This window comes from Burkholderia sp. HMSC10F09 (genome assembly GCF_001806955.1).
Lineage (GTDB): Bacteria > Pseudomonadota > Gammaproteobacteria > Burkholderiales > Burkholderiaceae > Burkholderia > Burkholderia multivorans.
In genome coordinates this window covers 1-11,208 of sequence record NZ_KV786655.1, presented here as the reverse complement: position 1 = coordinate 11,208, position 11,208 = coordinate 1, and the positions used below count along the sequence as shown (strand labels likewise).

Genomic DNA, 11,208 nt, shown 5'->3' with positions numbered 1-11,208 from the left:
CGCGACCGGACGCCCGCGCGCCGCCCGGCGATCGACGCGGTCGGCCGGCTTGCCGAGCCATTCGGCCAGCTGCGCGTCCAGCGCGCGCGCCGGATCGAGCACCGCGTCGACGGCACCCATCTTCACGAGATTGTCGAGCCCCGGTGCGAACACGGCCGTCGACCGCGCCATCTCCTTCAGCACGTCGATCGGCAGCTTCGTCACACGCGACATCGACGGCAGATCCATCACCTCCGGCTCGGCACCGGGTAGCGCAAGCAGCGTGCGCGTCGCGAGCGCGGTCGCGATGAAGGCGCCGGCGGCCGTATGGCCGTACAGCAGCCCGATCGTCCGATGTCCGGCCTGGTCCGCGACCATCAGACACTTCGCAAGATGCGCGAGCGCTTCGTTCAGGCCCAGCAATTCGTCGCGCTTGCTCATCCGCTGGCTGTCGCTGTCGACGAGCACGAGGATCGGCGTCGCGTCGCCGCGCTCGACCGTGTCGAGCACGCGCGCGGACAGCGCGAGCGCCTCGTCGATTCCGAACGGCAGACGCTCGGCGACACCGATCACGTCGACGCGCGCGCCGCCGAGCAACGCGTGGCCGGTCAGCAGCCCGCGCTCGCGCGCGATGGCATGGCCGTGCGGAAACAGCGAATTCAAAACCTCATCGAGCGTCATGCTGCGGCTCCTGCAGTTGGTCGGCGAGCGTCGCGAACGCATCGTCCGGCATGCCGGGGATCGCCTCTGGCACGCGCGCGCCGAGCGCACGCCAGACGTCGAGCGCATCCTCGCAGGCGCCGAAGCGCGCGACGCGCGCGTCGAGGCGCGTCTGCTCGGCGCGCAGCGTCGCGACATCGAGTTTCGGCGCGCGCTCGAGCAGCGCGAGCGCCGCCGCGCGAAACGCGGCCGGCGTGTCGGCGACGTAGCGCTCCGCCCCGCCGATCAGTCGCCGGTGCTTGCCGCCCATCGTGCGCCAGATCAGCGCGCGGTCCTTCGCGTCGAATTCCTCGACGCCGCGGTTGGTCTCGATCACTTCGGGGCCCGATACGCTGATGCGCCCCTGCTCCGACACCGCGAGCGCCGAGCAGCACGCGGCGAGCAGCCCGCCGCCGCCGTAGCAGCCGGCGCGCCCGCCAATCAGCCCGATCACCGGCACGCCGGCCGCGCGCGCGTCGACGAGCGCGCGCATGATCTCGGCAATCGCGAGCTCGCCCGCGTTCGCTTCCTGCAACCGCACGCCGCCCGTATCGAACAGGATCAGCACCGGCGTGCCGCCGCCGCGCGCGGCGCGCAGCAGGCCCGTGAGCTTGGCACCGTGCACTTCGCCGAACGCGCCGCCCATGAAGCGGCCCTCCTGCGCGGCGACGAACACCGGCTTGCCGTCGAGCCGGCCGCAGCCGACGATCATCCCGTCGTCGAACTGCTGCGGCAGGTCGAAAAGCGGCAGATGCGGGCTCGTCACGCGCTCGGCCGGCCCGAGGAATTCGGTGAAGCTGCCGTCGTCGAGCAAGGCATCGACGCGCTGCCGCGCCGACGCCTCGTACCAGCTCGCCGCGTTCGCGACGAATGCGGGCGCGTCGTGGATCGCTTCGGTCATCACACCTCCCCTTCGATTGCGCGCACGGCCTGGGCGAGCCGCAGCGACACCATGTCGGGCCGCGCGCCGCCGTCGTTGATCGACAGCTTCAGGCCGCCCGGCGCGCGCCGTTCGACGAAATCCGACACGACGGCCTGCCACACCGCGCCGAAGCCGACCGCCGCGGTGCGGATGTCGATCTCGCACTCGTTGCCCGGCAGCACGCGCTCGACGAGCACCTCGAGATTGCCGGACGCGACGACGCCGACGAGCGCCATCGGCCGCTCGCCCTTCGCGCGCGCGCGTGCGGTGAACCGATAGTTCAACTGTTCCATGCGCTGTTCCTTACCAGTTGCGGAACCGGGCAGGCGGTGCGTACAGCCCGCCCGACCAGTGCACGAGATCCTTGATCGAGCGCGCGGCGAGCCAGCGACGGTCCGCGTCGAGCGGATCGATACCGAGATCCTCCGGCCGGCGGATCACGCCGCGCTCGCGCAGCCGCTCGACCATCCTGCGGTCGCGGCCGCGGCCGATTTCCGTGTAGCCGGCCACGCCGCGAATCGCTTGCTCGCGTTCGTCGCGGTCGCGGCACATCAGCAGGTTCGCGATGCCTTCCTCGGTGACGATGTGCGTGACGTCGTCGCCGTAGACCATGATCGGCGCCAGATCGAGCTGCAGCTTGTCCGCGAGCTTCAGCGCGTCGAGCTTTTCGACGAACATCGGCACGTTCTTGTCGCCGAAGGTCTCGCCGATCTGCACGACGAGCTTGCGCCCGCGCCGCAGCGCGGCCGGCGTATCGGGATCGGCTTCCGCGCCGGCCTTCAGCCACGGTTCGCTCGGATGACGCCGGCCGCGCGCGTCGCTGCCCATGTTCGGCGCACCGCCGAAGCCCGCGATCCGCTCCGCCGTGACCGTCGACGAATGGCCGGACAGATCGATCTGCAACGTCGAGCCGATGAACATGTCGCACGCATAGAGACCGGCCGTCTGACAGAACGCGCGGTTCGAGCGCAGCGAACCGTCCGGGCCCGTGAACCACACGTCGGAACGCGCGCGGATGTATTCATCCATCCCGACCTCGGAACCGAAGCAATGGATCTGCTCGACCCAGCCCGATTCGATCGCCGGAATCAGCGTCGGGGGCGGGTTGAGCGCCCAGTGCGTGCAGACCTTGCCCTTCAGCCCGAGCTTCGCGCCGTAGGTCGGCAGCAGCAGCTCGATCGCCGCGGTGTTGAAGCCGATGCCGTGGTTCAGGCGCTTGATGCCGTACGGCTCGTAGATGCCCTTGATCGCGAGCATCGCGGTCAGGATCTGCGTCTCGGTGATCGCGGCCGGATCGCGCGTGAACAGCGGCTCCACGTAGAACGGGCGGCCGGCCTCGACGACGAAATGCACGCGATCGCCGGGGATGTCGACGCGCGGCACCTTGTCGACGATGCGGTCCACCTGCGCGATCACGATGCCGTCCTTGAACGCGGTCGCTTCGACGACGGTCGGCGTGTCCTCGGTGTTCGGGCCCGTGTACAGGTTGCCGTCCGCGTCCGCGCTGACCGCGGCGATCAGCGCGACGTGCGGCGTGAGATCGATGAAGTAGCGCGCGAACAGCTCGAGATACGTGTGCACGGCGCCGAGCGCGATCTTCCCGCCGAACAGCAGCTTGGCGATGCGCTGCGACTGCGGGCCCGAATATGCGAAGTCGAGCCGCTTCGCGATGCCGCGCTCGAACACGTCGAGATGCTCGGGCAGCACGACGCCCGACTGCACCATGTGCAGGTCGTGCACCTTCGCGCTGTCGACGTCGGCGAGCGCGGTCGCGAGCAGGTCGGCCTGCTTCTGGTTGTCGCCTTCGAGGCACACGCGATCGCCGGGCCGCAGCACCGCTTCGAGCAGCGCGACCGCGTCGCGCGCATCGACGCGCTTGCCGCGCGCGAACGCCGCGCCGGCCGCAATGCGCGCATCGCGCGCCTGCCGCGCGTGATTCCATCCCGTCATGAACAGTTCTCCTGCTTCGATGGTTCTGCGGCATTCTAAGCCTCGCGGCGCCGCCGATTGATGATGTTGGGCAATGCGACTCAGAGGGCGCCGCGATGGATGCGCGCCGGCGCGTCGCACACGCGAGCGGCCCGCATCCGCGGCAGTCACGCGCCGACCAGCGCGCGCGTCGTGAAGAACAGCAGCGACGGCCCGAGCAGGCAGCCGACGCCCGTATGGAACGTCGCGACGAGCGCGCCGTACGGCACGAGCCGCCGGTCGGTCGCCGCGAGCCCGGCGCTGACGCCGCTGACGGTGCCGGCCAGGCCGCCGAAAATCATCGCGGAGCGCGGCGTCTTCAGGCCCATGAAGTTGGCCGCGACCGGCGTGCCGACCATCACGATGATCGCCTTGACGAGCCCGGTCGCGATGCTGAGCGCGATCACGTCGGAACTCGCGCCGATCGCGGCACCGGTGACGGGTCCGACGATGTACGTGACGGCGCCCGCGCCGATCGTCGTCATGCTGACCGCATCGGTATAGCCGAACGCGCGCGCGACGCACGCGCCGACGATGAACGGCAGCACGGTGCCGAGCAGCAGCGACACGACGCCGACGAGCCCCGCCTTGCGCGCCTCGGTCGGCTGCACTTCGAACGCGGTCGCGACGATCGCGAAATCGCGCAGCATCGCGCCGCCCATCAGGCCGATGCCGGCAAACAGCGGCACGTCGGCCAGCCCCTTCTCGCCGCCGGTCAGCGCGCCGCCGAAATAGGCGAGCGCGAGGCCGATCACGATCGCGATCGCGGAGCCGTGCACACGGCCGAACGTGAGCTTGCGCGACGCGATCGACGACAGCCACATGATCAGGCCGACGAGCGCGAACGACGCGACGAGCCCGTTGTGGGCCACTACCTTTTCGAGCATCTGCAGCATCGCGGCCTCCCTCACTGTTCGTCGAGTTGCGGCACACCGGCGAACGCGGTGTCGTCGCGTCCGGTGCGGGCGAGTACCGCGATGCAGCATGCGCAGATCGCGACGGCGCCGACCGCCGCGAGCAGCGCGACGGGGCCGCCCTTCAGCGCGGCGACGACGTTCTGGTTCGCCGCCATCGCGACGACGACCGGGATGTACATCGCGCCCCAGAAACCGACGCCGGCCTCGGTTTCCTTCGGCAGCCAGCCGCGCCGGTGCAGCCAGAGCCGCAGGCAGATCAGCAGCAGCATCGCGATGCCGACGCCGCCGACGTTGGTTTTCACGCCGATCGCGGCGCCCAGCAGATCGCCGAGAAACAGCCCGGCCAGATGGCAGAACGCCAGCAGCGCGGTTCCGTAGATGATCATGAGTCGTCTCCAAGTCTCTTCGTGACGGCGCCGGAACGCTCGCGGGAACCGATCGCCGCACGCCGATCCGTGCGGAAGCCGTCTCCTGCGGCGGTGCGCCGCGGCCCGGTGCGCCGTCGTGCGGACGCGTTCTCGGGCGGTCGATGGGATGATGCGGTTTCGGGCCGGACGCCGGATGCCGTAGACTGACCGAGGCAGCCGGCGGCGCGACGCGGGTTGCGCGTCCGGGCGTCCGCCATGCGGGCCGACCGGCGCGTGAATCGATACTAGCGCCGCAAAATCCGGCCATTTATGAAGTTGTCGAAACCGATTCAGTGGATTTAGCAATGCGTCCATTACCGCCCGAGCTGCTGCGCAGCTTCGTCGCCGTCGCGCAGTCCGGCAGCTTTACCGCCGCGTCCGAGCGCGTGAGCCTGTCGCAGTCGACCGTGAGCCAGCACATCCGCCGACTCGAGGAGCTGCTCGACCGGCCGCTGTTCGAGCGCGACACGCGCAACGTGCGCCTGTCGCAGCACGGCGATGCGCTGCTGCGCTACGCGGTGCGGATTCTCGAGCTGATGGACGAGGCCGTTACGTCGGTGTGCGGGCCGCCGCTGTCGGGCAAGGTGCGGCTCGCCATGTCGGAGGATTTCGCGTCCGCGCATCTGACGGCCGCGCTCGCGAGTTTCGTGCAGCGCAACCCGGACGTCGAGCTCGCGATCGCGACGGGGCTGTCCGGCGACCTGTTCGATGCGCTCGACGAAGGTCGGCACGATCTCGTGTTCGCGAAGCGGATCGCGGGCAGCCGGCGCGGGCGCGTGATCCGCAGCGAACCGCTGTACTGGTGCACGGGCCCCGATTCGCGGATCACCGGCCACGAGACCGTGCTGCCGCTCGCGCTGCATCCGGAGCCGAGCGTGTCGCGCCGCCGCGTGCTCGAATCGCTCGAAGCGGTCGGGCGGCCGTACCGGATCGCGGTCGTCAGCAGCAGCATCGCGGTGTTGCGCGCGGCCGCGAGCGCGGGGCTCGGCGTCAGCGCGTTCGCCGGCTACGTGATTCCCGCCGGGCTCGCTCGGCTCGATGCGGGGCTGCCGGAACTCGGCGAGCTCGAATACGTGATCGACCGGCCGGCGGCTGCGTCGCGCTCGACGCTCGCGCTGGAAGCGACGCTGATCGCGGCCGCCGCGCAGTTGTAGCGGGCGGTGTCGCATGGCCGCCGTCGCACGGCGGCCGTCGTGCGATCGGCAAGGACGCGGCACGCGCGCCGCTTCGCCGTTACGGCAGGAAACTGCGGCGCCGCGCGTCGATCAGCTCGACGAGCAGCCGGTCGCGCTCGGCCGCCAGCGCCTGCATCGAGCGGTCGCCCTGGATCGCGCGCAACGCGTCGATCAGCTTGCGATCGACCTCCGGATCGAACGACGGCGTGCCGAGGTCGTTCCACCAGCTCGTCATCGGGCCCGACAGATGCTCGAGAAAATGCGCGATCCCGCCCGCGCCGCCGCCGAGGTGATAGGTCAGGCACTGCCCCATCAGCGCCCAGCGCAGCCCGGGGCCCCACGCGACGGCCTTGTCCGCGTCGGCGACGCTCACCACGCCTTCTCCGACGAGGTGATACACCTCGCGAAACAGCGCCGCCGCGAGCCGGTTCGCGACGTGCCCGGCCATCTCCTTGTTCAGCACGATCGTGACCTTGCCGAGCGCATCGTAGAACGCCTTCGCGCGTTCGATCACGGCCGCGTCGGTCGCCTCGCCGCCGACCAGCTCGACGAGCGGAATCAGATGCGGCGGATTGAACGGATGCGCGATCAGGCAGCGTTCCGGATGCTGCTCGCACGCGGTCTGGATATCCGACATCTTGAGTCCCGACGAGCTCGACGCGATCGGCACGTGCGCGGGCAGCACGTCGTCCATCTGGCGGTACAGCGCGCGCTTGAGGTCGAGCCGCTCGGGGCCGTTTTCCTGCACGAAATCGACGCCGTCGAGCGCGCGCACGAGATCGGCGTCGAACGCGAGCCGTGCGCACGCCGCGTCGGCGTCGTCGCCGAGAAACGCGGCCAGCGATTCGCGCAGCCGCGCGTCGGCCTGCGGCGCGGGATCGGTCGCGACGACGTCGAAGCCCTTCGCCAGATAGAAAGCCGTCCAGCTCGCGCCGATCACGCCGGTGCCGACGATCGCGATGCGTTGAATGTCCATGTGCGTCCCGTCTCCATGATCCGTTGATGGCGAGGCGATTGTCGCATCGAAACGGGCGCGCGCGCCGCCCTTGAAATGCGCCGCGCGGCCACTAATTACGCGTTACGCCGCAGCCGCGCCCCGCGCGCTGCCCGTTTCGACCCGGCGGAAGCAGCCGGTCGCGGCCGATGCCGCACCGCTGCGTCTCCCGCGTATGGAGCAATCGAGTTCCGGAGGACCATCATGAGCGGTATCCATTTCGGCAACGACCTGTTCGACGAATTCGCGCGCATGCAGCGGCAGATGGCGAGCCTGTTCGGCGAGCTTCCGTCCGCGATCCGCGCGGTGCGGCCGAACGTCTTTCCCGCGCTGAACATCGGCGCGACCGACGATGCGATCGAGATCGTCGCGTTCGCGCCCGGCATGGCAGCCGGCGATTTCGACGTGTCGATCGACAAGGAACTGCTGACGATCAGCGGCGAGCGCAAGCCCGCGCCGCGCGGCGAAGGCGACGACGTGCGCACCTACGCGCAGGAGCGCTTTCACGGCACGTTCCGGCGCGTCGTCGAGCTGCCGCAGAACGCCGATCCCGACAACGTCACCGCGCGCTACGAAAACGGCTGCCTGCTGATCCGCGTCGGTCGCCGCGAAGCCTCGAAGCCGCGTGCGATCACTGTTCAGTAATCCGGAGGACCCTGCGATGAACACGAATCAGACCCTCACCGAACGCGATCCGGACACCACGCCGACGGCGGCCGCCGAAGCGGCCGGACGCCGGCCGGCCGTCGTACCGGCCGTCGACATCGCCGAAGACAGCCAGCGTGTGACGCTCTGGGCCGACCTGCCCGGCGTGCCGCGCGAGAACCTCGACGTGAAGGTGCACGACAACACGCTGACGATCGAGGCCGAAGCACGCATCGATACGCCGGCCGAACTGCGCGTGCGGCACGTCGAAGTGCGCGCGCCGCGCTTTGCGCGCAGTTTCGTGCTGAGCCCCGATCTCGACACGTCGAAGATCGACGCGAGCCTGCGCGACGGCGTACTGACGCTGACGATCCCGCGCCGCGAAGAAGCGCGGCCGCGCCGGATCGACGTGATCGCCGGCGACGCGTAAGCGATCGCGCGCCGCGTCGCGGCGCACAAGATGAAAGCCCCGCCGGCGTTCGTCTCCGGCGGGGCTTTTTGTCGGCGCGAGATTCGCGTACGCAACCGTCAGCCGAAATCGAACAGATCGAACACCGACTTGCGGCGACGCCGATCGTCATGCCTGCGCCGATCGTCGTACGCGCGGCCGTCGTCGCGGCGATCATCGCGTGCTTCGTACCGCGGCGGCGGCGCGTCGCCCCTGTCGCGCGCAATCAGCTTGTCGAGCTCGCCGCGATCGAGCCACACGCCGCGGCAATCGGGACAGTAATCGATCTCGATCGACTGGCGCTCGGCCATCAGCAGATCGGGGGTTTTGCAGACCGGACATTTCATCGTCGTGCCCTCCTTGCGGCAACGGTGAACGACCCGCCGCGCGACGCGTGCCGCCGTGGCGGCACACTGCGCTCAGCGGCCTTCGACATGTGCTTCGACACGTGCCGCGCGCTTCGCCTTCGCGCGGCGCGCGAGCATGTTCATCCCTTCGACGAAGGCGGAAAACGCCATCGCCGCGTAGATGTAACCCTTCGGCACGTGCGAGCCGAACCCTTCGGCGATCAGCGTCATCCCGATCACGACGAGGAACGACAGCGCGAGCATCACGATGGTCGGGTTGCGGTCGATGAAGCGCGCGAGCGGCTGCGCGGCGAACAGCATCACGGTCACCGCGGCAATCACGGCGATAAACATGATCGGCACGTGTTCGGTCATGCCGATGGCGGTCACGATGCTGTCGATCGAGAACACGATGTCGAGCATCAGGATCTGCCCGACCGCGGCCCACATCGTCAGGCCGGCCGCCCCACCCGACGCGTGCGCCTCGCCGCCGTCGTGCGACACGTGGTGGTGGATCTCGGTCGTCGCCTTCCATACGAGGAACAGGCCGCCCGACAGCAGAATCATGTCGCGCCACGAAAACGCGTGATCGAAGAGCGTGAATACCGGCTCGGTCAGCCGCGCGATCCACGCGACGGTGCCGAGCAGTGCGAGCCGCATCACGAGCGCGAGGCCGATCCCGAGCCGCTGCGTGCGTGCGCGCTGCGCCTCCGGCAGCTTGTTGCTGAGAATCGAAATGAAGATCAGGTTGTCGATGCCGAGCACGATCTCCATCACGACGAGCGTCAGAAGCGCTGCCCAGACGGCAGGATCGGCGGCAAGCGTCAGCAGGGTGTCCATGAAAACGGGCCCATGAAAGTGGAAAGTGCCGATCATACTGCGCGACACACTTCGTAAAAATCAGCGAGAATCTGACTTTTGGTTCGGCTTTTCCGAAGTTTCGACCGATGCTGAATTTCCGCCATCTCTACTACTTCTGGGTCGTCGTGAAGGAAGGCGGCTTCGCGCGCGCGGCCGAACGGCTCGACATGGCCGTGCAGACCATCAGCGCGCAGGTGCGCGAGCTCGAGAAATCGCTCGGCCATGCGTTGCTGCGCCCGGCCGGGCGCGGCGTCGCAATGACCGATGCCGGGCAGGCCGCCTATGCACGCGCGGAAGCGATCTTCGAGATGGGCCGGCTGATTCCGGACGAAGTGCGCGCGGCGGCGAGCCAGCCGACCGTGCGGCTCGCGGTGGGCCTCGCGGACGGTATCTCGAAGCTCGCCGCGCACGCGGTGCTGGCGCCGGTGCTCGACACGCCGACGCTGCGGCTGCTATGCCACGACGGCGAGCACGACGCACTGCTCGCCGAACTCGCGCTGCACCATCTGGATCTCGTGCTCGCCGGCCAGGGTGCGCCGTCCGGATCGAACCTGCGCGTGACGAGCGAGCGGCTCGTCGCGTCGCCGGTCGACTGGTATGGCCCCGCGGCGCTCGTCACGCCCGCGGCGCGCCAGCGCTTTCCGCACACGCTCGCCGAGCTGCCGGTGCTGCTGCCCACCGCGCATTCGGCGCTGCGCGCACGGCTCGACCGCTGGTTCGAGGCGGAGCGGATCGTGCCGCGCGTGGTGGGCGAATTCGAGGACAGCGCACTGATGGCCGTGTTCGCGGCGCGCGGGCTCGGCGTGTTTCCGCTCAGCGAACTGGGCGCGAACGATGCGACGCTGCTGCGCGGGCTGCGACGGCTCGGGCGCGCCGGCGACGTGACCGAGGAGATTCACGCAATCCGCTCGCGGCGCGGCGAGCATCATCCGCTGACGGCGCGCCTGCTCGCCGCCGCGCGTCCGGCGCCGGGCCGCTGAAACGAGCGCGACGTCAAACGAAACTATAATGACGCCCCGGCCATACGCGATTGCCGCGCCTGCGACCCGGCCCCGCCGTTGCGCGACGGCCTTCGCGCGCCGCGCCGGCTCCCTGCGCGCGGCATCTCGCCGAGCCTTTTGAAAGACGCCATGCACAACCGATTCCGCCTGTTTCCCGTTTCGTGCGCGCTCGCGGCCGCGGCCGTGCTCGCGGCGTGCTCGTCGCCGCCCAAACCGATCTACCAGCAGGAACAATTCGACGCGACGACCAGCCCGTATGCGCACACGTTCCATGCGAATTCCGACGCCACCTGCGAAGCCGCGCGGCGCGCGCTGCTGAGCCAGGGCTATGTCGTGTCGTCGTCGCGTAACGACGCGGTCGACGGCAGCAAGAATTTCCAGCCGAGCAACGACATGCACGTCGTGATCGAGTTTCACGTCGTCTGCGCCGACGCGAACGCGGACGGCTCGTCGAGCATCGCGTACGTGAACGCGGTACAGGATCGCTACACGCTGAAGAAGTCGAATACGTCGGCCAGCGTCGGGCTCAGCGTGTTCGGCTCGCTGTCGCTGCCGATCGGCTCGAGCGACGACGCGCTCGTGAAGACCGCGAGCGAGACGATTCCGGCCGGCGTGTTCTACGAGCGCTTCTTCAATCTCGTCGAGCATTTCCTGAAGGTCGATCCCGCGCGCCGCGACCGTGCGGCCGTGAAGGCGGCCGAAAAGGAAGCCGTCACGCCGCTGCCCGAACCGGCGCCGACGCCGCAGGGCGAGCCGATGAAGATGACGACGCCGATCGTGCCGACGCCGCCTGCCGCGCCGGTGCCGCTGTCGACGCCGACCGCCGCGCCTGCGGCCGGGGCAGC

General features: G+C 69.5%; 14 protein-coding genes. 5 read left to right on the top strand and 9 right to left on the bottom strand.

The genetic code is table 11. The features are described 5' to 3' along the window. From mdcE to madL, 6 genes are all read right to left on the bottom strand, one after another. Positions 1–660: biotin-independent malonate decarboxylase subunit gamma (gene mdcE / locus HMPREF3115_RS10805; protein ID WP_070554371.1), on the bottom strand; the 660-nt coding region annotated here is incomplete at its 3' end. Beyond that, on the bottom strand, positions 647–1,582 hold the full coding sequence (locus HMPREF3115_RS10800) for a biotin-independent malonate decarboxylase subunit beta (RefSeq protein ID WP_006411545.1): 936 nt from the start codon (positions 1,580–1,582) through the stop codon (positions 647–649). The genes mdcE and HMPREF3115_RS10800, both read right to left, overlap by 14 nt. Next, complete coding sequence (gene mdcC / locus HMPREF3115_RS10795) at positions 1,579–1,893, bottom strand: malonate decarboxylase acyl carrier protein (RefSeq protein WP_006401076.1); 315 nt, start codon at positions 1,891–1,893, stop codon at positions 1,579–1,581. Before mdcC ends, HMPREF3115_RS10800 begins: the two co-directional genes overlap by 4 nt. A 10-nt stretch (positions 1,894–1,903) precedes the next feature. Beyond that, positions 1,904–3,550, bottom strand: a complete 1,647-nt coding sequence (gene mdcA, locus HMPREF3115_RS10790) for a malonate decarboxylase subunit alpha (RefSeq protein ID WP_070554369.1) — start codon at positions 3,548–3,550, stop codon at positions 1,904–1,906. 146 nt (positions 3,551–3,696) lie between these two features. After that, the gene (madM, locus tag HMPREF3115_RS10785; RefSeq protein ID WP_070554368.1) at positions 3,697–4,464 is read right to left on the bottom strand and encodes a malonate transporter subunit MadM; all 768 of its coding nucleotides are present in this window, start codon (positions 4,462–4,464) and stop codon (positions 3,697–3,699) included. An 11-nt stretch (positions 4,465–4,475) separates the two neighbouring features. After that, positions 4,476–4,871: a malonate transporter subunit MadL gene (gene madL / locus HMPREF3115_RS10780; protein ID WP_006401079.1), complete on the bottom strand. Its 396-nt coding sequence runs from the start codon at positions 4,869–4,871 to the stop codon at positions 4,476–4,478. 326 nt (positions 4,872–5,197) lie between these two features. Here madL and HMPREF3115_RS10775 point away from each other — a divergent pair, with 326 nt between their 5' ends. Further along, a complete protein-coding gene (locus HMPREF3115_RS10775; RefSeq protein ID WP_006401080.1) occupies positions 5,198–6,046 on the top strand; it encodes a LysR substrate-binding domain-containing protein in 849 nt (282 codons plus the stop codon). Between the two features lie 79 nt (positions 6,047–6,125). On the opposite strand, the gene HMPREF3115_RS10770 is transcribed toward HMPREF3115_RS10775, so the two are convergent. Then, complete coding sequence (locus HMPREF3115_RS10770) at positions 6,126–7,043, bottom strand: 3-hydroxyacyl-CoA dehydrogenase NAD-binding domain-containing protein (protein ID WP_006401081.1); 918 nt, start codon at positions 7,041–7,043, stop codon at positions 6,126–6,128. Positions 7,044–7,265: 222 nt separating this feature from the next. On the opposite strand from HMPREF3115_RS10770, the gene HMPREF3115_RS10765 reads away from it, so the two are divergent. Continuing rightward, entirely contained in the window at positions 7,266–7,706 is a 441-nt protein-coding gene (locus HMPREF3115_RS10765) for an Hsp20/alpha crystallin family protein (RefSeq protein WP_006401082.1), read from the top strand. A gap of 16 nt (positions 7,707–7,722) precedes the next feature. Beyond that, positions 7,723–8,136, top strand: coding sequence for an Hsp20/alpha crystallin family protein (locus tag HMPREF3115_RS10760; RefSeq protein WP_006401083.1), 414 nt, complete (start codon positions 7,723–7,725; stop codon positions 8,134–8,136). Between the two features lie 98 nt (positions 8,137–8,234). Here the strand turns inward: HMPREF3115_RS10760 and HMPREF3115_RS10755 are convergent, their stop codons facing one another. Together HMPREF3115_RS10755 and HMPREF3115_RS10750 are read right to left on the bottom strand one after the other, a co-directional pair. Beyond that, positions 8,235–8,501 (bottom strand): TFIIB-type zinc ribbon-containing protein, encoded by a 267-nt coding sequence (locus tag HMPREF3115_RS10755; protein WP_070554366.1) that lies wholly within the window; start codon positions 8,499–8,501, stop codon positions 8,235–8,237. Between the two features lie 72 nt (positions 8,502–8,573). After that, entirely contained in the window at positions 8,574–9,341 is a 768-nt protein-coding gene (locus HMPREF3115_RS10750) for a TerC family protein (protein WP_006407446.1), read from the bottom strand. 107 nt (positions 9,342–9,448) lie between these two features. On the opposite strand from HMPREF3115_RS10750, the gene HMPREF3115_RS10745 reads away from it, so the two are divergent. Both HMPREF3115_RS10745 and HMPREF3115_RS10740 read left to right on the top strand, forming a co-directional pair. Then, positions 9,449–10,342, top strand: a complete 894-nt coding sequence (locus tag HMPREF3115_RS10745; protein ID WP_006407447.1) for a LysR family transcriptional regulator — start codon at positions 9,449–9,451, stop codon at positions 10,340–10,342. A 150-nt stretch (positions 10,343–10,492) separates the two neighbouring features. Beyond that, positions 10,493–11,208 (top strand): DUF2242 domain-containing protein (locus tag HMPREF3115_RS10740; RefSeq protein WP_141751667.1); only part of this gene is annotated, 716 nt, incomplete at its 3' end.